The organism is Burkholderia sp. MR1-5-21 (genome assembly GCF_053427715.1).
This window is the reverse complement of record NZ_JBSAXD010000001.1, coordinates 440,438-461,377: the sequence shown is the minus strand read 5'-3', so window position 1 is coordinate 461,377 and position 20,940 is coordinate 440,438. Positions and strand designations below refer to the sequence as shown.

The following is a 20,940-nucleotide window of genomic DNA, read 5'->3' as shown; positions in this document are numbered from 1 at the left end:
ATGAACGCGTGAATGCATTCTGGCTTCGATCCGGCATGACCGAAATGACATAGATGGGTATGATTCAGGACATCGGGTGACGGCTTGGCGCCAGGAGAACGGACATGCACCGGATCGGCTTTCTGATCAGCGAAGGGTTTCAGATCATGGCGCTCGCGCCGCAGTCGGTGTTCGAGTACGCGAACTTCGTGACGGGCGAGCCGTTCTACCGGCTCGACAATTTCTCGGTGGCCGGCGGCGACGTGCACTCGTCGCTCGGCTTTGCCGTCGGCACACGGTCGTTGCGCGGGCGGGTCGACGTCGACACGTGGATCGTCGCCGGGGTCAACGATCCGGTCGGTTCACCGGCACCGAAGGAGATTCTTGCCTTCCTGCGCAAAGGCGGGCAGCGCGCGGCGCGCACCGCCGGGATCTGTACCGGCGCATTCGTGCTCGCGGAAGCCGGCCTGCTGGCGCAGCGGCGCGCGACGACGCACTGGGCATTCGGCCGTGAAATGCAGAAGCGCTTTCCGGACATCCGCGTCGAGGAGGACCGGATCTATATCGTCGACGGTCCGATCTGGACGTCCGCCGGCATGACGGCCGGTCTGGACCTCGCGCTCGCGATGGTGGAAAAGGATCTCGGCGCGGAGATCGCCCGGTCGGTCGCGCACAAGCTGGTCATGCACCAGCGCCGCGCGGGCGGCCAGTCGCAGCATTCCGAAATGCTGGAGCTCGCGCCGAAATCCGATCGCATCCAGAACGCGCTGAACTACGCGCGCCGGAATCTGAACCGCGCGCTGACGGTGGAGGAACTGGCCGAAAGCGTGCACCTGAGCCCGCGCCAGTTCAGCCGGGTGTTTACGCTCGAAACCGGACAGTCACCGGCCAAGGCGATCGAAAAGCTGCGGCTGGAGGCGGCGCGGGTGATGATCGAACAGAGCCGGCATCCGCTCGACGTCATCGCGAGGGAGACCGGTTTTCGCGACCGCCGCCATATGCGTGAAGCGTTCGTGCGCGGGTTCGGCGTTCCGCCGCAGGCGGTTCGGCGCGACGCGCGCATGGATGAGCGGGGAGGCCGCTAGGCCGGGGCAGATGCAACCGAACGCAAAAAAGTACGCGTACGTGATGTGAATTCGAATCCGGTCAGCTCGCGCAGCGCGCTGCGATGAGGGCGACGAACCGCCGCGCCTCGTCTTCAATCGCCATCACGGTGCCCGACCGGCGCGTCGACGCAAAGTCGAGTCCGGCGAAATAAAGTCCGGCGATCGGCGCAATGCCGTTTTCGTGAACCGGCTGCTGTCGCTCATCGAGAACACCCGGTATGTCGATCCAGTCGAAGTCCCCTCCAAAGCCCGTGCACCAGACAATCGCCGAAATGTTCCGCTCGATGAGATCGAGCAACAGGATAGGTCGCTCGGGCAGGCGTGGCGCAACCGTCTCCGCCTCGTCCTCAGCGGCCGCGGGCGCAGGAAGGCCGCCAAGCTCGATAAATTCATCGATACGGCTTTTGGTTTGCGCGGAAATCTGGTCGCCGAACCGAACATTCTCGACAAGGTCGTCGGCGAAGACGAGCCGGCCATCCTCCACGCCGATCAATCGTCCTAGCAGCACGACGCCTTGGGCACTCAGAGACTGCAGGCTGATTGTGTGCAACGCACCAAGCATGGGCCGAGCGGCAACGCGGCCGGACGCATCGATGAAATCCTTGCGCGGCACGTCGAACATGCCGGTCTTCACCATCCACACGACAATGTCGTGTCCACGATATCGTCGCGGCAGACGGCCGATATGGCTCGTCGCGAGATAGGTCTCTCGGCCGGCCAGGATCAGGTCTTCGGCGATTTGGCAGCCAGACTGGGCACTGCCCACCACGAGGATGGCCCCGGCGGGCAGGGCGCTTGCATTGCGGTAGTCCGACGCATCGATTTGCACCGGGCCGTTCACCAATGCCGACGCAGCAGCCGGTCGGCGTGGCCGGTTCAGGCTGCCGCTGGCGGCGACGACGTTTTTGGACCACCACGTCTGTTGCGGCGTCACAACGCGAAAGAGCCCGTCGCTTGAATCCAGTTTTGAGACCGCGATGCCGGTGTGAACCGGGAGTTGGTGGCGCAGCGCGTAGTTTTCGAGCAGCGTCACGAACGCCGTGTGCGTCATGAATCCTTCCGGCTCGGCGCCGCCGTAACTATCGCCGGGCATGACGCTGTAGCTGTTGGGAAGATTGAAGTGGAAAGAATCCCAACGCTGGGTCCGCCAGGTTTCGCCGATTCGGCCGCGCTCCAGAACGCAGTGCCGCATATTGGCCTGAGCGAGCGCATGACTCACGCCGAGACCGGCCCATCCAGCACCGACAACCACCGCATCCAGAACGCGCTTGTCTCTCATGGCCGCCCCCGAAGCATTCCTGTCGATCCGATAAATCGTCTCATTGCCAGAATCTGACCTCTGCCACGCGGTCAGCCTCTCAGCCACGCCCGCTCACCGGGATTGCGACATCGTTGGTCGAGGCGGTTGCGCAGCACGTGGCGTTGAAAACACCGCCGTGGGAATCGCGACGAGCGACCACGGTGCCGGGCTGTCTTCACAGACGACGTTGTCCGACGATACGACGCGCGAAGCGCTGGCCCTCGTGGTGAAGAAGATAGGTAACTGGGAAGAAACGGGGAGTAAGGACTTTTCAGGATGAATTCCTGGTGCAGAACGTGCTGGCCCGCCTATTCAAGGGGGGGCTGACGAGGCTCGTCAATTGACTGCCTCTGGCAGACACGCTAAGCCCGATAGGGAAATTGCGGTTTCGGCCAACACCCCGCCTGACCGGACGACCGTTCGACCTCGAAACCCGTCATCGACGCAAGGCGGCGTTCTTGCGCCGGTTGGGGGCGACACCGGCCCTGACGTCCTTTTTGAGGATCGGGCGGTACAGAGCGAATCGACGCGATGAACCGACTCACGCAGGCGTCGTCCGACAACGGCAAGCTGAACAACCTGCGAGACCTCGCGCCGCAACATGTCCAAACATTGCTGTTCAGCCCACGGCCAGCAGGTTTTGCTCCTCAGTGGCCTTCTTTTTTCGTCTTCGGTTGTTGAGGTCGCTGCTGCTTGTCAGATCCGCGTTGCGTCGGCGCCCTCGTACATGCGTCCGGGGGCGTGACATAGGGCACATCGTTGCAGCAGCACGCATAGACCGGAAACCCGTACGCGTTCGTGCCGATGATGGTCGTTGGCCCGTGCAGCGGGCAAACCGCTTTCATGGCGTCTCGTGAAACTCATTGGGGAACTGCTTATATGGTATATGCCGACTCGGCGTCTCACCATGGCCGCAGCGTTCCGTCGACGCAGGTGACGGAATGCCCGCCGATCCATGCTGCATCGTCCCCATAGCTCACCTCGATCTGGCCGACTCGACCCAGTACCGCCCCTTGGCGCACACGGTAGCCTCGCGCCGGTGCCATGCCGGTGCGTTGCAGATAGAGCGCCAGGCACGCGTTCGCGCTGCCGGTAACAGGGTCTTCGTTGACGCCGTCGGCGGGAGCGAAACAGCGGATCTCATAAGCGGCGTCCGCCTGAGGCCCGATTTGCCCGAACGGCGCCACGCCCCCTATGCTCAGCTGTTCGCTGAGTCGCGTCAGCGCGGCGAAATCGGGACGCAGTGCGAGACAGGCCTCGTCGTCGCGCAGGCGGCACAGCAGCCACGCTACGCCGATGTCGACGATTTGCGGCGGCGGATCTTCTTCCAGACGCTCGGCCCCCAATGCCTGCGCCAGCGCCGGCCAGTGTTCGCGTCCCACCTCGCGCCAGCGCGCCGCCGGCGATTTGAACGCCAGCGATCCGTCGTCATCCTGACGCAGTTCGACCAGGCCGACACCGCACTCCTGCCACAAGCGCCTCGGGCTGTGCAGCGTCAGGCCGCGCTCCAACACCGCATGCGCGGTGCCCAGCGTCGGGTGGCCGGCGAACTGCAGTTCCATTTGAGGTGTGAAAATCCGTGCCCGGTAATCCGCTCGCGGATCCGTCGGCGTGAGCACAAAGGTGGTTTCCGACAGATTGGTCCAGTTGGCGATGGTTTGCATCTGCACATCGCTCAGCCCGTCGGCCTCGAAGATCACGGCGACGGGGTTGCCTTTGAACGGCGTGGCGGTAAAGACGTCGACCTGCTTGAACGGTAGAAGCATGGCGATCTCCCAAGATGCTCACTCAACTTCGCGCGATCAGCGTGATCTGCACGCAAGCGTCCAACGGGATGCGCGTCCCGAGAGCGAGTGCACCTGCTTGCCGCGCTCCCCGAGTACGTCGACCAATCGTTCCGTTACTTTCTTGGTCCCCGGATGCTGCTCGGTGAAGTCGGCGCCCAAGGTTGGGGAGCGGATCCTCGCGAGGCGCCGTGATTCAGCATAGACACCAGTTGTCGTCTGAATTGGACGGGGTAAACACTGCTCGATCCGGGGCGCGGGGCAGGGCATTCGTCGGCCAGCCCGAGCGCACGCCACCAGTTCGATCGGTCCCGCTGACCACGGCGCCGAAGCGCCCGAGTCTGCGCGGTCTTCGGTAAGCGCGGCACTATGGGGTACGTCACCCGTGAAGCGCTGACGAGAGGCATATGCGGAAAGGGCCCTAAGGAATGTCGCTGCAGGTACCCGTTTCCGTAGTCGGCCATACGGAGGAAGACATCACCCTTCTTTCTTCGGCCCTGCACGCTCCGGCGCTTCATGCGCCGGGACTTTTCCAGGACCGGGCGGGTGTTTCTTCACGTGATCGATGAACGCACGCAGCTTCGGCATGATCTGCCGACGGCTTGGATAGTAGAGAAACACACCCGGCCTCACCGGCGCGAACGGTTCCAGCACGAGCACCAGTGTTCCCGCTTTCAGCGCTTCCGCGACGATTGGCTCAGGTAGCTGCGCAAGGCCCAGGCCTTCAACTGCCGCACCCTGCAGGGTGGGAAAATCATGCGCGATCAGCGGGCCCGATACGGCGACCTCGATCTCGTGGTCATTGTCGTTGAATGACCACGGTGCGAGCGCGCCGTTGGATCTCCGCCACCGCAAGCACGCATGTTCGCGCAGATCATCCACGCATTCGGGACGACCGCGACCTGCGAAGTAGGAAGGACTCCCGACGATGGCGAGACGGAACGGGGGCGTCAACGGCACCGCGACCATGTCGGCGGCGACGAACTGGCCCAGGCGAATGCCGGCGTCGAACCCTTCCGCCGCGAGATCGATCAGCGCCTCGTTCGCGGCAATTTCCACTTCGATCTCGGGATAAGCCTGGCAGAAGGATGCGATCAGCGGTTCCAGCAGGATCGGCACCACCGCGCGCGGCACCGAAAGGCGCAACAGGCCGGCGGGTCGCTGGCCGAGACCGCGGGCCACCTCGCTGGCGGCGACGAGCTCTTCGAACGCCGGCTTGGCACGCGACAGAAACCGTTCGCCGGCTTCCGTCAGGCCGACACTGCGCGTGGTGCGGATGAAGAGTGCGGCGCCAATGCGTTCTTCAAGCACACGCACCGCCTGGCTGACGGCCGACGGCGTGACGCCGAGTTCGGCCGCTGCGCGACGAAAACTGCGATGCTGGGCAACGCTGAGGAACGCTTCCACGCCATCGAGCGCGCCTTGCCTGACTGTGAAGTTCTGCTTCATGACCCATCAACATTGTGATGAATAGTCGCTCGCCAGCGGCCATGTTACACCTACGCCTGCAGACGAGGCATCGCGCCGATCTCGACGCGCAAGGCCGGAACGATCTGCTCGAAACCATGGAGGAACCTCACCATGAACGACGCACTTGATGGCGTGCGCGAGCACTATCGCGCGACCGGCCTGACCGAGCGGCTGAAAGCCGCGCTCGCGGTGCTTGGACCGGAAGATCAACGGTTCGCACCGCGGCAACTGGACGCCCTCGACCAGTTTCACACCCGCGGGCTGGCTGCCACCGACGAGCTGGCCGAATTGACCGGGATCACCGCCGACATGTCGGTGCTGGACGTCGGTTCGGGTATCGGCGGGCCGGCCCGTGTCCTGGCCGGAACCCGTGGCTGCCGGGTGACGGGCATTGACCTCAGCGAGCCTTTCGTGGATGCCGCGCGCTATCTCGCGCAGCGCACCGGGCAGAGCGGGCAGGTGTCGTTTCGTACCGCCAGCGCGCTGGACCTTCCGTTCGACGACGGCGGATTCGATGTCGTGTTGCTGCAGCATGTGGCGATGAACATCGCCGATCGCGCCCGGCTTTACCGGGAGATCCGGCGCGTGCTGAAGCCGGACGGCAAATTCGCGACGTACGACGTCGTCGCAAACGGCAGCGACCTGCACTATCCCGTTCCGTGGGCGCGAACCCCGGCCACGAGCTTCCTGATGACGGCCGACGCGACACGCGAGGCCATCGAGGCAGCCGGTTTCCGCACGCTGACATGGCAAGACGACACGGAGGCTGCAAAAGCATGGATCGCCCAGCGGCGGACGTCCGGGCCGCCGCCGTCGCCGAATCTCGGCGTCGTGCTGGGGCCGGACTTCGCGCAGCTTTTCGCGAACCTGGGACGCAATCTCATCGAAGGCCGGGTTGGCATTCTCACTGCGGTATTCGAGGCCGACGCGACGAATACCCGGAACCCTATGGAGGCCCAATGATGACTGCCGCTCCTCTTCCTGCCGGTATCGTCCCGTCGCGTCCCGCCTGGCGCGGCCTGCTGTGGATCGCACCGCTGACCGCCTTGTGGATCGGCCTGATCTACTGGCAGCCGGCTATTGCGGCTAGCGGCGTTCCAGTCACCGCTCACCAGCTGGCGGTCCATGCGGTCGTCGCGATCGGTATATGGCTCGGTCTCGAACGTACCGACCTGACGCCGGGCCAACGCAGCACGACCTGGCTTGCGGTCATGATTCCGTACACGCTTTGGTTCGCTGTCGCGTGGAGCGCGGCCATCGATGGCACCTTCCGCGCGGGCACGCCGGACGCACCGCCGTTGCTGCCGTTGGCGATTTTTGTGCCGGTGCTGATCGGCACGCCACTGTTGCTGTTGTCGAGGCGGGTGGGGCAGGTGCTCGATGCGATGCCGGCAACGTGGCTCGTCGCGTTTCAGCTGTACCGGGTCTTCGGCGGTTGGGCGCTCGCTGCGTGGCTGCATGGACGCCTGCCCGGCGCGTTCGCGTTGCCGGCGGGAATCGGCGATGTGCTGACCGGCGTGTTCGCCGTGCCGGCAGCAATCGCCGTCGCGACCGGGACAGCCGAGGGTCGAAAGGCGGCGATCACGTGGAACATCTTCGGCCTCGCGGATTTCGCCATTGCGGTCACCATGGGGGCGATCACGTCGCCTGGCCCGTTCCAGCTGATCGTTCCGGCCGTGCCAAGCATCGGTGCCGGCGCCTATCCGGATGTATTGACCCCGGCGTTCGTGGTGCCGACCTCGATCCTGCTGCACGTGCTGTCGCTGCGCCAGCTGATCCGGCGATCCGACGGCTGAGCCCGTTCGGCGACGCGGCGCGGCGCCGACATTTTGACGCCGGGCGTGCATGCTACGATCGCCGAATCCGATTCTGATCCGGACGAACCATGGCGACGTTGTATGACTTGCTCGGTGTGCAGGAAGACGCCACCGATGAGGAAATCAAGCGCGCATACCGGCGCGCCGCGATGAAAGCGCATCCCGATCGCAACCTCGGGCAGGAAGCGTGCGCGCATGCGCGGTTCCAGGAGGTCAAGGAAGCGTATGCAATTCTGTCGGACCCGGCGCAGCGCCGCGTCTACGACGACGTCTATGCGCAGGAGATGGCGCGGCTGCGCGAAGAGGAGGAGCGCCTGCAGGCCGAGCGGGAGGCGGAATACCGGCGGTTCGTGGCCCTCGCGTTGGGCTTCGCCGAACGCGGATACAGCCGCGACGTCGTGTTTGGCGTGCTGCTCGGCCGCGATTGCGACGAGCAGCTTGCCGGGCGCATTGCCGACAGCTCGACCGAATTGCATGCGTCGCGCCAGCCGGGCGCGTCTCGTGACACGCAGGTCGATGAACGCGCAACGCGAGACGATGACGGCGCGGTGAAGGCGGCGCAACACAACTCCCGGGAATCCGACGGTGCGAAGCAACCCGCACCGGACCAACCGCCGGAGGGTGACGCCCGGACGGCTGGCGAACACGCTTACGCAAACTGGGTCAGCACCCTTTGGCATGGCGTGTTCGGGTTGCGCCCGTGAATGCGTTCGTCTTGAACGCATTTCTGCACGGCGCGCGGATTCGCAGCGGAGCCGCGCGGCCGACCCCGATCGACGTCAGCGCGTAATGAACGGCACGGCGAACGCCACGGCGGCTTCCGGCGCCGTCCGCGCGTGCTTGCGCTGACGCAGCAGCGCGACGCGGCAATTCTCCCGTGCCGTCTCGCGGCCGTCGTCATCGAGCAGCACGAGGTCGCCGCGCATCACGTTGAACGTGATCACGTCTTCGCCTCTGGCACCGAGCGTTTCCGGCGTATGGACCGAGCCGGCCGGTTCGAGCACGGTCGAGCCGGCGTGCGCAACCCAGTCGTATTCGAGGTAGCGCCACGCACCCTGCAACGTGTAGACGAAAACCTGCCCGTCATGGCGATGGCGCGGCAGCGTCCGGCCTGCGGGCATCTTCAGCAGCGCCGTCAGTGTGTCTTCGGCCGCGTTGATGTGCAGGTACTTGATCGCGAGGCCCGGCAGATCCGGGCTCATCGGCAGCCACGGCAGCGCGTCGCCGGGCAGGCACGAGATCGGCGGCAGGTCGGTGGGGAGCGGAGCGGACGGGTGCATGGTGGCTGGAGTGGCTGGAAAGGGGCGGTGGAAATCGGCGGAGACGGCATTATCGCAGAGCGGGGCGGCAAGCCGGCTCGTGGGCCAGCGATCCGTGTCCGGTTCGGGGCCTGATGCGCGTCCGTCGCGGAACGGGTTGGCGGGCCTCATGCCGACGACGGGCACGAAACCGCCGGATCGATCATCCCGCCGGTGCTGAACGCTACCCGCCGACAGCCGTTTCGCGCCCGTTCGCATGCGCCGCTTCCAGGCATGACTGGAACAGCAGCGCGGCCCGCGACGGCCGCGGCGAGCGCCGCAACAGGCTCACGAACCGGCACCGGTAGTTGAACCGGTGCGATGCGATCGACTGCATCAGCCCCTTGTTTTCGAAGCTTTCCGCGTAGTGGTCCGGCAGGAAGCCGAGATAGCGCCCCGACAGGATCAGCGTCGCGATCGATTCCTGGTCGGACGCCGTCGCGCTGCGCGTGAGCTTCGCGCGATGGCTCAGCTCCATGTTCGGCGAATGGAAGCCGAGCCCCGCGAACGCATGGTTGCGGATCGTCGTCCACGTGAGCTTGCCGTGCGGCGCATCGTACAGCGGGTGCTGGCGGCCGCAGTAGAGCAGCATCCGCTCGTCGAACAGTTCCGCGTACACGAGGCTGCCCGAGCTGCGGTGCGCGGGAATGATCCCGACCTGATAGCTGCCATCGATGATGCCGCGCTCGACTTCGTTGATCGACGCGACGTGCAGGTTCAGCGCGACGTCCGGCGCCTCGTCCGCGAACCGGCGGATCGCGTCGCCGAGCCGCGCGTTCGGGTTGGTCGCCGTCTTGTCGAACACGGCGATGTGCAGTTCGCCGCCCATCCGGTCGTGAATCCCGTCGATCCGGCTGCGGAACGCCTCCATCGACGCGAGCAGCCGCAGCGTCTCCTCGTACACCGTCTGCCCCTCGGGCGTCAGCGTGAAGCCCGCGCGGCCGCGCCGGCACAGCACGAGGCCGAGACGGGTTTCCAGATCCTTCACGTGGCGGCTGATCGTCGAGATGCCGATATTCAGCTCCAGTTCGGCCGCCGCCATCCCGCCGCACTGCACGACGCCCTTGAAGACCCGCAGCAGGCGCAGGTCCATGTCGCTGAGCTGCCCGAGCAGCGCCCGGCTCTTCGGTTTCTTTGCTTGCATAGGTGCGCAAGTGAACATTGATATTGCGATATTGAAGAGACTAATTGGCCTCCCGACAATGCGCAACATCATCACAAGAAGGAGGGGCGCGCCGCGCCGACCGACATGACCGACACCATCATCGCTGGCCAGCAGGAAGACACCCCCGTGCGTACCGACGCCGCGTGGCTCGACGCGCACTGGATGCCGTTCACGGCCAACCGCCAGTTCAAGTCCGATCCGCGCATGATCGTGTCGGCCAAGGGCGCGTATTACACGGACGCCGAAGGCCGCAAGATCTTCGACGGCCTGTCGGGCCTCTGGTGCACGGGCCTCGGTCATGGCCGCACCGAGATCACGGAGGCGGTGAGCCGCCAGGTCGCGCAGCTCGACTACGCACCGGCGTTCCAGTTCGGTCATCCGAAGTCGTTCGAGCTCGCCAACAAGATCAAGGACCTGACGCCGGCCGGCCTCGACTACGTGTTCTTCACGGGCTCGGGCTCGGAAGCGGCCGACACGTCGCTGAAGCTCGCCCGCGCATACTGGCGCGCGAAGGGCAAGGGCACGAAGACGCGCCTGATCGGCCGCGAGAAGGGCTACCACGGCGTGAACTTCGGCGGCATCTCGGTCGGCGGGATCGGGCCGAACCGCAAGCTGTTCGGCCAGGGCATCGACGCCGACTTCCTGCCGCACACGCAGCTGGCCGAGAACACGTTCTCGCGCGGAATGCCGGAGCATGGCGCCGACCTGGCCGACCGCCTGCTCGACCTGATCGCGCTGCACGACGCGTCGAACATCGCGGCCGTGATCGTCGAGCCGTTCTCGGGCTCTGCGGGCGTCGTCGTGCCGCCGAAGGGCTACCTGAAGCGCCTGCGCGACATCTGTACCGCGCACGACATCCTGCTGATCTTCGACGAAGTCATCACGGGCTTCGGCCGTGCCGGCGCGATGACGGGCGCGGACGCATTCGGCGTGACGCCGGACATCATGAACTTCGCGAAGCAGGTGACGAACGGCGTGCAGCCGCTCGGCGGCGTGATCGCGACGAAGGAAATCTACGACACGTTCATGGCCGCAGGCGGCCCCGAGTACATGCTCGAGTTCCCGCACGGCTACACGTACTCGGCGCACCCGGTTGCCTGCGCGGCCGGCGTCGCGGCGCTCGACCTGCTCGTGAAGGAAGACGCGGTCGGCCGCGTGCGCGAACTCGCGCCGCATTTCGAGGCGGCCGTGCACGGGCTGAAGGGCCAGCGCCATATCGCCGACATCCGCAACTATGGTCTTGCCGCGGGCCTGACGATCGCGGCGCTGCCGGGCGAACCGGCGCGCCGTCCGTACGAGATCGCGATGCGCTGCTGGGCGAAGGGCTTCTACGTGCGCTACGGCGGCGACACGATCCAGCTCGCGCCGCCGTTCATCGCCGAGAAGCGCGAGATCGACAACCTGATCAACGCGCTGTCCGACGCGCTGAACGAAGTGGACTGAGCCGCGCCATTGCACGCCGCGATTTCCGCGATTACCGAATTCACGAAAGAGCCCGACACATGAAACACGACAGCAATGTGACCTCCACCCTCGGCCACCTGATCGACGGCAAGCACGTCGACGGCGGCAGCCGCATCCAGCCGGTGTTCGACCCGGCAACCGGGCAGTCGAACAAGAGCGTCGCGCTCGCGGACAAGCTGACCGTCGAGGCCGCGATCGCGTCCGCGCAGGCGGCGTACCCGGCCTGGCGCAACACGCCGCCGCTGAAGCGCGCGCGCGTGATGAGCCGCTTCAAGACGCTGCTCGAGGCGCACGCCGACGAACTGTGCGCGCTGATCACGGCCGAGCACGGCAAGGTGCTCGCCGACGCGATGGGCGAACTGCAGCGCGGCATCGAGAACGTCGAATACGCGACCTACGTGCCCGAGCTGCTGAAGGGAGAGCACAGCAAGAACGTCGGCCCCGCGATCGATTCGTGGAGCGAGTTCCAGGCGCTCGGCGTGGTGGCCGGCATCACGCCGTTCAACTTCCCGGTGATGGTGCCGCTGTGGATGTGGCCGATGGCCGTCGCATGCGGCAACACGTTCGTGCTGAAGCCGTCGGAGCGCACGCCGTCGTCGACGCTGCGGATGGCCGAGCTGGCGCTCGAAGCCGGCCTGCCGCCGGGCGTGCTGAATGTCGTGAACGGCGACAAGGAAGCGGTCGACACGATCCTGACCGACGCGCGCGTGAAGGCAGTGAGCTTCGTCGGCTCGACGCCGATCGCCGAATACATCTACTCGACCGGCTGCGCGCACGGCAAGCGCGTGCAGGCGCTCGGCGGCGCGAAGAACTTCGCGGTCGTGATGCCGGACGCCGACATCGGCAATGCGGTGAACGCGCTGATGGGCGCCGCGTACGGCTCGTGCGGCGAGCGCTGCATGGCGATTCCGCTCGTCGTCGCGATCGGCGACGAGACCGGTGACAACGTGGTCGCGGGCCTGAAGGCCGAGATCGCGAAGATGAAGGTCGGCCCGGGCACGGGCGTTGGCGTCGACATGGGCCCGCTCGTCACGCAGCAGCACTTCGAGAAGGTGACGGGCTTCGTCGAGGCCGGCATCGACGCGGGCGCGTCACTCGTGGTCGACGGCCGCGGCGTGAAGGTCGACGGCCACAACGGCGGCTATTACCTCGGCCCCTGCCTGTTCGACAACGTGAAGCCCGGCATGCCGATCTATCAGCACGAGATCTTCGGGCCGGTGCTCGGCGTCGTGCGCCTGAAGTCGCTCGACGAGGCGATGGCGCTGATCGACGCGCACGAATACGGCAACGGCACGTGCCTGTTCACGCGCGATGGCGAAGCGGCACGCTACTTCAGCGACAACATCCAGATCGGCATGGTCGGCATCAACGTGCCGCTGCCGGTGCCGGTCGCGTATCACTCGTTCGGCGGCTGGAAGCGCTCGCTGTTCGGCGACCTGCACGCGTACGGCCCGGACGCCGTGCGCTTCTACACGAAGCGCAAGACGATCACGCAGCGCTGGCCGTCGGCCGGCGTGCGCGAAGGGACGGTGTTCAGCTTCCCGTCGAGCCGCTGACGCGCATCACGCGCGACGCGCGCCGGGCGAGACGCCGGACTTCGTTGCAAGCGCCAAGCCCGGCCGGAGCGATCCGGCCGGGCTTTTCATTGTGCGGTGCGGAAGGCGCTGCTGACAGGCGGGCGACGCGCATCGCGCCCCGCGCAATCCCGCGGGATGCGCTCAAGGCGTGACGAGATGCCACATGTTGTTGAAGTTGTTGCCGTTGCGGTCGCCCTGTTTCATGTCCTTCGAGAAGAAATACAGCGGCTTGCCCTTGTAAGCCCATTGCGCGCTGCCGTCGTCGCGCTTGACGATCGAATACGGTCCGGCGGGCACGTCGGTCGCGCTCGCCTTGTACGGCGGCCAGAACGACTCGCACTGGCCCGTGCACGCGCTGGTGCCGGCGTTCGGCTTGTCCTTGTCGAAGGTGTAGACGGTCATCCCGTTCGCGGCGACGAGCGCGCCGTTATCGACGCTCGTGATCGCGCCTTGCGCGAAAGCCGCCGTCGACGCGACGGCGAGCAGGGCGGAACTGGCGAGAAGCGCGGCTTTCATGTTGCCTCCTTGTTGGCCGGTGGGCGGCCGCGATCGCGCGCACGCCTAAGGATGGCGCACCGGGATCGCGACGAGCGATGCGATGTAGCGGCGGTCCGTGACCGGCGGCGCGAGCGACTGGGGGTCGAATGGCAGGCCACGGGAGCGCGCTTCATTCACGATAGGCGTTTTTTGGCGGGCCTGCGCAGTGAACCGGGGCCACATCGGAATCGCGCGGTGCGTCGTAGCGCGACACTCGCGTGGCGCGTACCGCGGCGGCCGAGCCATGCGGCCATGCAAGCACGCGCGCAAACCGCGCGGAGAGACGCAGAGAGAATCAGCGGCTGACGCGATTGGTCAGCGTGACGCCGGCGATCACCAGCGCGCCGCCGACGAGCATCGACGGCGACAATGCCTCCCCGAGCAGGCAGACGGACAGCAGCACCCCGAACACCGGCACGAGGTTGGTGAACACGGCGGCACGGGCCGGCCCCAGTTCCCGGATCCCCTGCGAATACCAGACGAATGCGACGACCGTCCCGATTGCGCCGAGGTAGGCGATCGCGGCGATGGCCTGCCACGTCAGATGGATGCCGCTGCCCGCATGCGTGTCGAGCAGGCTCGCGCCGAGCAGCAGCAAGAGGCCCCAGAGCGTCGCATAGGTCGTCGACGCGAGCGGAGACAGTCCGTTGAGCGCATAACGTCCGATGATCGTGTACGCGGCCCAGCTCAGGACCGCGCAGAGCATGTACCGCTCGCCGGGGCCGAACGTGTTGCGCAGGTCAGTCAGGACCAGGAGCAGGTCGCCGCGGCTGATCACGACCAGCGCGCCGACGAGCGCCACGGCGATCCCGGCCCAGCGCGTCAGCGAAAGCCGTTCGCGGAACACGACGGACAGCAGCAATGCCGTCGCGACGGGATTCAGCGCGACGAACAGCGCGGTGCGTCCGGCCGGCATGCGCGCGAGCGCCGCAAAGAAGCAGAGGTTGTACAGGAAGATGCCGGTCACGCCGAGCGCGAACGTGGTCGCGATCTGCTGGCCGCTCAGTCGCGGCAGGCCGCCTTCGTATTTCCACGTCAGCACCAACAGCAGCAGCGCCGCGATCGCGAACCGGCCGGTCGCGGCCGTCGTCGCGGGCAGCGATGCGGCGAGCATCCGCCCCGCGATGAAGGTGCCGCCCCAGAACAGCGTGACCAGCGTGAGCTTGACGTAGATCCCGGTTGGCGAGTGGACGGAGGTGGTAGTGGCGATGGCGGCGGGCGTGGCTGGAGCGTTCATGTCTTCTGCAGGGGGGACCGCAAGCCTTTCGGATCGACGGACGCGCGGGCATTCGCGATGCGAGGCCTTCGGGTTGAAACGGGAATCCATGCGTCGATCCGCGCGACGTCAGTGCAGCGTCGCCATTCCGGCGAGCGCCGTCATCACGACCGGCATCGCAAACGCCGCGGCGAGGGTCTGGAACGCGGTGATGCCGGCCATCAGCGCGGCGTCGCCGCCGAGCTGGCGCGCCATGATGTACGACGCCGACGACGTCGGCAGCGCCTGAAACAGCAGCGCGACCGTCAGTGCCACGTCGGTCAGCCCGAACGCGCGCCCGGCCACGAGCGTGAGGACCGGCATCGCCATGAACTTGAACGCCGACGCGACGCATACCGGCTGCATCCACGCGCGCGCCGCGTCGAATTTCAGTGCTGCGCCGACGCACAGCAGGCCGAGCGGCATCGACGCTGCACCGAGCGCACGCACGGCCGGTTCGACGGCAGCGGGAAACGTGACGCCGCCGGCCTGCATCGCGATCCCGAGCGCGCACGCGACCACCAGCGGATTCGACAGGATCTGCCGCGCGAGCGCCGCTGCGCCGACGCGCATCGAACCGTAGCGCGCGAACACCAGCACGCACATCAGGTTGACGGTCGGGACGATCGCGGCGACGCACACGGCTGCCAGTGCGACGCCCCGGGCGCCGAAGAGTCCGGCCGCCAGCGCGGTGCCGACGTAATTGTTGAAGCGCACCGCACCCTGGAACACCGACGTGAAGCCGGCGCCGTCGACGCGCACGAACGGGCGCATCAGCAGCAACAGTGCGGCGACGGCCGCGGTCGAGCCGACCAGCGCGCCCGCGAGCGGAAACACGGCGAGCGATTGCAGCCGCGCGCTCGCAAGGCCGTGCGCGAACAGTGCGGGCAGCAGCACGTAATAGCTGAGCCTTTCGGCCTGCGGCCAGAACGTGTCGGCGACGAAGCCCGTGCGCCTGAGTCCGTAGCCGAATGCCACCAGCAGCGCGACGGGCATCAACGCGAGCAGGATCGCGCCGATCATCGCGGTGCGCGCGCGGGAACCCCGCGCGACGGAGAGGCGATCGGACGATGACGTGTAACGGAATTCCGTCCTGCAGGCAGCATGGCGAGGTGCGATCGAGAGCGTGACGACCCCGCCAAGTTAACACGCCGGAGCAACAGGAATTATTGTTAATTATCCGGTCTTCAATGAGAAAGTCTCATCGATGATGCGGTGACTTCGGCGGCGAGCGCGCGCGCAAAGCGCTCGGCCGGACGCGACCGGTGCTCGAGCAGCACGACGGCGCGCGCCATCTGCGGGTCGCCGAACGGCAAGCGGGTCACGGGCGGCAGGCGCGCGAGCGTCGCATCGGACAGCGCGACGATCGCCGCGCCGAGGCCCCTCGCGACCATGCGGACGATCGTCTCCGCACTGTCCAGCACCATCTCCTCGCGCACGCGTACGCCGAGACGGCGCAGTTCCGCGGCAATCATGCGGCCGGCCCATGCCTGCGCATCGAAGCGGATGAACGGCAGCGCTTCGAGCAGCGTGCGCGCATCGCGCTCCGCGTACTGCGGCGGCGCGAGTAGCCAGAAGCGATCCTCGTAGAGCGCGGTCCACGTCAGTTCGGCGGGGTACGGCTTGACCGGGCGGGTCGTAATCGCGGCATCGAGTTCGCCGGCGGCGACGCGATTCGCGAGCTCGACCGACATGCCGGCGGACACGTGAACGCGCAGCGACGGATGCGCGTCGCGCAACGCGAGCAGCGCGTCGGGCAGCGGGCCGGACAGCGCCGTCTGGATCGCCCCGAGCCGCAAGCGGCCGACCAGCTTTTTCTCGTCGCTGAGCGCATCGGGAATCCGGTCGACCATCGCGAGGATCTGCTCGGCCTGCGCGACGAGGATGTTGCCGGCCTCGGTCAGCACGGGTTGCCTGCGTGACCGGTCGAACAGCTGGACGTTGAACTCGCTCTCGAGCGTCTTGATCTGCAGGCTCACCGCCGACTGCGTGAGGCCGATCGCTTCGCCGGCGCGGGCGAAGGTCCGGTAGCGGGCGATCGCCACCAGCGTTCTGAATGCGCGCAATGACATGGACAAGCTGATGAGGGCAGCCGGAGGGATCGATCGCGGCGGGCGATGCGCGTGACGGCGATCGGGGGCGAAGGCGCCGGGCGGATCGGGCTGCGATCGATCCGCCCGCCGGGCGCGCGCCCGATGACGGAAGCGGAGGGCGCGGCAGCCGGCCGGTTCGCGCACATCATGCCTGCGCGCCATCGATCGGGCAACCGGGCGCGCGACGCCGAACGGCAGCTCGGCAATTAATACCCGGGTAATATTGCAATCTTCATTTTATCCGGGTATAAATACGCTCATTCAAACTTCCGGTGAATGGGTGAAGAACATGCATTCCAGTTCCTGCACGGCCTTCGAAGGCCATCGGCGGCTTGCCACCGGGCCGCTTTCGACGATTGCGCTCACGATCAAGCGGGCGATCGACGCGGGTGGCGCGGACACGATTCTGATCTTCGACGATACGACCGGGCGCTCGATCGACATCGACCTCAGGGGCTCCGATGACGACATCCGCGCCCGCTTCGCGCAGCCTGACGACGCGTCCGCGCAGGCCGACGCCGACACGGATACCGGCGCCGGCGCGACCGAACCGCGCGGCCGCGGCCGTCCGAAGCTCGGTGTCGTGGCCCGCGAGGTCACGCTGCTGCCGCGCCACTGGGACTGGCTGGCCGCACAGCCGGGCGGCGCGTCCGTCGTGTTGCGCAAGCTTGTCGACGAAGCGCGGCGCACGAGGGCGGACGAAGACCGGCGCCGCGGCGCGAAGGACCGCGCGTACCACTTCATGTCGGCGATCGCGGGCGATCTGCCCGGCTTCGAGGAAGCGGTGCGCGCGCTGTACGCGAACGATCCGTCGCGCATGCAGGCGCTGATTGCCGCGTGGCCCGACGACGTGCGCGACCATGCGCTCGCGCTCGCGTCCGGCGACATTCCACCGGGTTCATCGCCCGACTCGCAATCCGGATCCTGACGACATGCCCACTTTCGATCTGAACAGCGGCGCAATCGCGCCGGTCGCGGATGAATCCGACATCGACGATCTGCGTGTGACCGGACACATCCCGCGCGATCTCAACGGCGCGCTGCTGCGCAACGGCCCCAATCCGTTGCGCGGCCGCTTCGAAGGCAACGACGTGCTCGCGTGGTGGCCCGAAGCGGCGATGCTGCACGCGATCGCGTTCGACGACGGCCGCGCGACCGGCTATCGCAATCGCTGGGCGCGCACGCGGCGCTGGGCCGACGTCCATGCGCCAGCCTGCGCGCCGTCGCTGCCCGATACCAATCCGAACGTGAACGTGCTGTTGCATGCCGGCGAACTGCTGGCGCTGGCCGAAGGCGGGGTGCCGCTTGCGATCACGCCCGAGCTGGCGTCCGTCGGCGTTCCGGCGCGGCATGCGGGGCTCGCGGGCGGCATGACCGCGCATCCGAAGGTCGATCCGCGCACCGGCGAACTGATGACGTTTCGTGCCGACTGGAAGGCGCCGTGGTTGCGGTACGGCGTCCACGACGCGCAGGGCGTGCAACGCGTCGACATCGAACTCGAGCTGCCGGCGCCGTCGATGATGCATGACATGGCGATCACCGCGACCCGCAGCATCCTGCTCGATCTGAACGTCGCGTACGATTTTTCGATGCTGTCGCACGGGCACCGGATGCCGCTGCGCTGGCATGACGAGCGCCAGGCGCGCATCGGTGTGATTCCGCGTCATGGCGGCGACGTGCGCTGGTTCGACATCGCGCCGTGCTTCATCCAGCACGTGGTGAACGCATATGACGCCGACAGTTCGACCGTCGTACTCGACGCGGTTCGCTATGCGTCGTTCCTGAGGCTCGGCAAGCAGCCCGGCGTGTTCGAAGAGCATCAGGTCGGCGTGCTGTGGCGGTACGTGATCGATCTCGCGGCAGGAACGGTCGCCGAAACGCAGATCGGAGATGCAGGCATCGAATTGCCGCGCATCAACGACGAGCGGACGGGCGGCGCCCACCGGTTTGTCTATGCGACCGGGCAACCGACGAATGCCGAACTTCGCGGGGTGGTCCGCTACGACCTCCAGCGTGGCGCGATCGCGCGCTACGACGTTCCCGAAGGCGACCAGAACGGCGAACCGGTGTTCGTGTCCCGCCCCGGCGCATCGGACGAAGACGACGGATGGGTGCTGGCATGGGGGTACCGCCACGCGACCGATACCAGCGATCTCGTGATACTCGATGCGCGCTGCATCGACGAAGGGCCGGTCGCGACGATTCATTTGCCGAGGCGCGTGCCGGCGGGGTTTCACGGCGCGTGGGTGCCGGCGGCGCGATGACCGAGCCGAGCACCAGTACCGTGTCGATCCACGCGTAGGGATTCAAAAGTGAAACGGCTGCGGTCGCGAGCGCGGTGCTCGTGAAGGAGCACCGCGCCGCAGCCCGCGTGCATGGTGTCGGCATGGCGCTCCGCGCACTCGCGACGCGTGGCCGGCCGATTCAATTGCCGGCACGCGCTGTGTTGGTTACCGATTTGCAACGTGTTGTTGCCGGCGCCCGCGGATGTGTCTGTTGTTACGTTACATCCTTGAATGATTTTGCCGTTGCGCGCGTGTCCGGCACGTCGCGACACGGGACAGCGACGGGCTGCGCGCGGCGATCCGGCGCGGCCGAACCCGCCTGCCGGCGGGCCTGTGCGGCCGTCGGCGAGCATCCCGCCGCAGGTTGCGCATGCCGTGTCCTTGACGCTGGTACGGAATCTGCATTCGATCGGGCACGAACATCGCGTTGCGATGAGCGCGAGGAAACCAGACAACCGGGCACGTCCACGGACGTGCTCGCCGAACCGCAGAACGGGGCAAATCATGGACGCGCGGCCGAACCAGTCAGACGCGCACTTCCAGGCCTTCCTGGTGAAGCTGCTCGAGCAGCCGCAACAGGCCTGGAGCGCGAAGCAGCAGCTAGAACTCGAGATGGCCTGCATGCTGTCCACGGAAATGGTGCGCATGGCGGAACACCTGCGTACGCACACCGCGGATTTCGACGGCTATCTGCTGCTGCTCAAGTACGCGAAGGTGCTCGATTTCATGCTGACGTCGCTGTCCTTGCGCCGGGAGATCCATCCCCAGACGCTGCGCATCATCTTCAGGCTCGCGAACCTGAAGGTGAGCGAGGACTACCCGGATTGAACCGGCTCTGCGTCGTTGAAGGTGGACTTGCGACGCGCAGCCTTCTTCACACCCACAGCCGATACATCCAGAATGACTCGTCGTCCGCAAAGCGTTGCGCGAACTCGGTCGGCGAGAATCCGGTGATGCGTTTGGTTGCGCGGCTCAGGTGTGCCTGATCGGCAAACCCTTCGTCGAGTGCCAGCGTCGCCCAGTTGACCGGATGTCCGGCGTCGATGCGATCGCGCGCCGCGAAGAACAGGCTTTCCATCCTGACGAGCGATTGCCAGTCGCGCAGCGAGCGTCCGCTGTACGCCTTGATGCGTCGCTCGACCTGCCGCGGACCATGCGTGCGCCGCCATTCGCGCGCCTGCCATGCGAGGCGTCCGACCCAGTGCCGGCCCGCGTCGCGCAGCGACGCCAGCGCAGAGCCGCCCTGAAGTTCGCGCCAACGCGGCGCGAGATACCGTTCCAGCGCGGCCAGCGTGGCCGTGTCGTCATCGGCGGCGGGCAGCGCATCGAGGAGCGGCCGCCACGCGCCGCCGAGCACTTCGCGTGCGTCGACAATGCGGTCGTGGACCGCAGGCAGCGCAACACCGAACAGCGCGTGCGCGGCATCGGCGGTGAAGCACGCCATGCCGCCGCGTCCGGTCGTCGGCGCCCAGCTCGTCAATGGCCGCGACTGGCTGCCGGACAGCGTGACAGCCGCGCCGAAGGGCCGCCAGCGCGGACCGTCCGCCGTTCCGTCGACGAGTCCGACATCGAAGCCGCGATACCAGGACAGGCACACGAGCGGCGTAGCGGGGAAGTGGGTCAGGCATTGCGCGTCGCTCAGTGCGAACTCGCGCGTATCGCGGCAGACGATCGCGACAACGGCGCCGTGCAGCGCAGGCGGCGCCAGATACAGCCGGGCGTGAGGTGGCCGGCCGCCGCTCAGCGCGCGGGGCGCACGCACATGCGGATCGGGGCACGGCGGCCATGTCGGGAGCAGACCGGAGGACAT

General features: G+C 66.8%; 20 protein-coding genes. 10 read left to right on the top strand and 10 right to left on the bottom strand.

From position 1 onward, the window contains the following. Positions 1–104: 104 nt before the first annotated feature. Positions 105–1,064, top strand: coding sequence for a GlxA family transcriptional regulator (locus ACV229_RS01975; RefSeq protein WP_448081433.1), 960 nt, complete (start codon positions 105–107; stop codon positions 1,062–1,064). A gap of 61 nt (positions 1,065–1,125) precedes the next feature. Here ACV229_RS01975 and ACV229_RS01970 read toward each other — a convergent pair whose 3' ends face one another. The 3 genes from ACV229_RS01970 to ACV229_RS01960 all read right to left on the bottom strand — a co-directional run bounded on the left by ACV229_RS01970 (position 1,126) and on the right by ACV229_RS01960 (position 5,618). Further along, positions 1,126–2,364 carry a flavin-containing monooxygenase gene (locus ACV229_RS01970; RefSeq protein ID WP_448081432.1) on the bottom strand — a complete coding sequence of 413 codons (1,239 nt, stop codon included), beginning with the start codon at positions 2,362–2,364 and terminating at the stop codon, positions 1,126–1,128. 923 nt (positions 2,365–3,287) lie between these two features. Beyond that, complete coding sequence (locus ACV229_RS01965; protein ID WP_448081431.1) at positions 3,288–4,151, bottom strand: PhzF family phenazine biosynthesis protein; 864 nt, start codon at positions 4,149–4,151, stop codon at positions 3,288–3,290. Positions 4,152–4,646: 495 nt separating this feature from the next. After that, a complete protein-coding gene (locus tag ACV229_RS01960; protein ID WP_448081430.1) occupies positions 4,647–5,618 on the bottom strand; it encodes a LysR family transcriptional regulator in 972 nt (323 codons plus the stop codon). Positions 5,619–5,750: 132 nt separating this feature from the next. Here ACV229_RS01960 and ACV229_RS01955 point away from each other — a divergent pair, with 132 nt between their 5' ends. From ACV229_RS01955 to ACV229_RS01945, 3 genes are all read left to right on the top strand, one after another. After that, positions 5,751–6,602: a class I SAM-dependent methyltransferase gene (locus ACV229_RS01955; RefSeq protein ID WP_448081429.1), complete on the top strand. Its 852-nt coding sequence runs from the start codon at positions 5,751–5,753 to the stop codon at positions 6,600–6,602. Between the two features lie 83 nt (positions 6,603–6,685). Beyond that, on the top strand, positions 6,686–7,435 hold the full coding sequence (locus ACV229_RS01950; protein ID WP_448081428.1) for an MFS transporter: 750 nt from the start codon (positions 6,686–6,688) through the stop codon (positions 7,433–7,435). An 89-nt stretch (positions 7,436–7,524) separates the two neighbouring features. Continuing rightward, positions 7,525–8,160: a J domain-containing protein gene (locus ACV229_RS01945; protein ID WP_448081427.1), complete on the top strand. Its 636-nt coding sequence runs from the start codon at positions 7,525–7,527 to the stop codon at positions 8,158–8,160. A gap of 75 nt (positions 8,161–8,235) precedes the next feature. Here the strand turns inward: ACV229_RS01945 and ACV229_RS01940 are convergent, their stop codons facing one another. Continuing rightward, positions 8,236–8,736 (bottom strand): 2,4'-dihydroxyacetophenone dioxygenase family protein, encoded by a 501-nt coding sequence (locus ACV229_RS01940; RefSeq protein ID WP_448081426.1) that lies wholly within the window; start codon positions 8,734–8,736, stop codon positions 8,236–8,238. Between the two features lie 202 nt (positions 8,737–8,938). Beyond that, on the bottom strand, positions 8,939–9,898 hold the full coding sequence (locus ACV229_RS01935) for a LysR family transcriptional regulator (RefSeq protein ID WP_448081425.1): 960 nt from the start codon (positions 9,896–9,898) through the stop codon (positions 8,939–8,941). Between the two features lie 105 nt (positions 9,899–10,003). Here ACV229_RS01935 and ACV229_RS01930 point away from each other — a divergent pair, with 105 nt between their 5' ends. Then, entirely contained in the window at positions 10,004–11,362 is a 1,359-nt protein-coding gene (locus ACV229_RS01930; RefSeq protein ID WP_448081424.1) for an aminotransferase class III-fold pyridoxal phosphate-dependent enzyme, read from the top strand. Between the two features lie 59 nt (positions 11,363–11,421). Continuing rightward, positions 11,422–12,939: a CoA-acylating methylmalonate-semialdehyde dehydrogenase gene (locus ACV229_RS01925; RefSeq protein WP_448081423.1), complete on the top strand. Its 1,518-nt coding sequence runs from the start codon at positions 11,422–11,424 to the stop codon at positions 12,937–12,939. A gap of 162 nt (positions 12,940–13,101) precedes the next feature. On the opposite strand, the gene ACV229_RS01920 is transcribed toward ACV229_RS01925, so the two are convergent. The 4 genes from ACV229_RS01920 to ACV229_RS01905 form a co-directional block, all read right to left on the bottom strand. Continuing rightward, on the bottom strand, positions 13,102–13,476 hold the full coding sequence (locus ACV229_RS01920; RefSeq protein ID WP_448081422.1) for a COG4315 family predicted lipoprotein: 375 nt from the start codon (positions 13,474–13,476) through the stop codon (positions 13,102–13,104). A gap of 316 nt (positions 13,477–13,792) precedes the next feature. Continuing rightward, positions 13,793–14,734, bottom strand: coding sequence for a DMT family transporter (locus tag ACV229_RS01915; RefSeq protein ID WP_448081421.1), 942 nt, complete (start codon positions 14,732–14,734; stop codon positions 13,793–13,795). A gap of 108 nt (positions 14,735–14,842) precedes the next feature. Then, on the bottom strand, positions 14,843–15,775 hold the full coding sequence (locus ACV229_RS01910; RefSeq protein WP_448081420.1) for an AEC family transporter: 933 nt from the start codon (positions 15,773–15,775) through the stop codon (positions 14,843–14,845). A gap of 164 nt (positions 15,776–15,939) precedes the next feature. Further along, positions 15,940–16,824, bottom strand: coding sequence for a LysR family transcriptional regulator (locus ACV229_RS01905; protein ID WP_448081419.1), 885 nt, complete (start codon positions 16,822–16,824; stop codon positions 15,940–15,942). A 45-nt stretch (positions 16,825–16,869) separates the two neighbouring features. Here ACV229_RS01905 and ACV229_RS01900 point away from each other — a divergent pair, with 45 nt between their 5' ends. From ACV229_RS01900 to ACV229_RS01885, 4 genes are all read left to right on the top strand, one after another. Then, positions 16,870–17,055: a hypothetical protein gene (locus ACV229_RS01900; protein ID WP_448081418.1), complete on the top strand. Its 186-nt coding sequence runs from the start codon at positions 16,870–16,872 to the stop codon at positions 17,053–17,055. Between the two features lie 79 nt (positions 17,056–17,134). Beyond that, complete coding sequence (locus ACV229_RS01895; protein WP_448081417.1) at positions 17,135–17,773, top strand: DUF2239 family protein; 639 nt, start codon at positions 17,135–17,137, stop codon at positions 17,771–17,773. 4 nt (positions 17,774–17,777) lie between these two features. Further along, positions 17,778–19,109, top strand: a complete 1,332-nt coding sequence (locus ACV229_RS01890; RefSeq protein ID WP_448081416.1) for a carotenoid oxygenase family protein — start codon at positions 17,778–17,780, stop codon at positions 19,107–19,109. A 525-nt stretch (positions 19,110–19,634) separates the two neighbouring features. Further along, a complete protein-coding gene (locus ACV229_RS01885; protein WP_448081415.1) occupies positions 19,635–19,958 on the top strand; it encodes a DNA-binding protein in 324 nt (107 codons plus the stop codon). A 46-nt stretch (positions 19,959–20,004) separates the two neighbouring features. Here ACV229_RS01885 and ACV229_RS01880 read toward each other — a convergent pair whose 3' ends face one another. After that, a complete protein-coding gene (locus ACV229_RS01880) occupies positions 20,005–20,940 on the bottom strand; it encodes a helix-turn-helix domain-containing protein (protein ID WP_448081414.1) in 936 nt (311 codons plus the stop codon).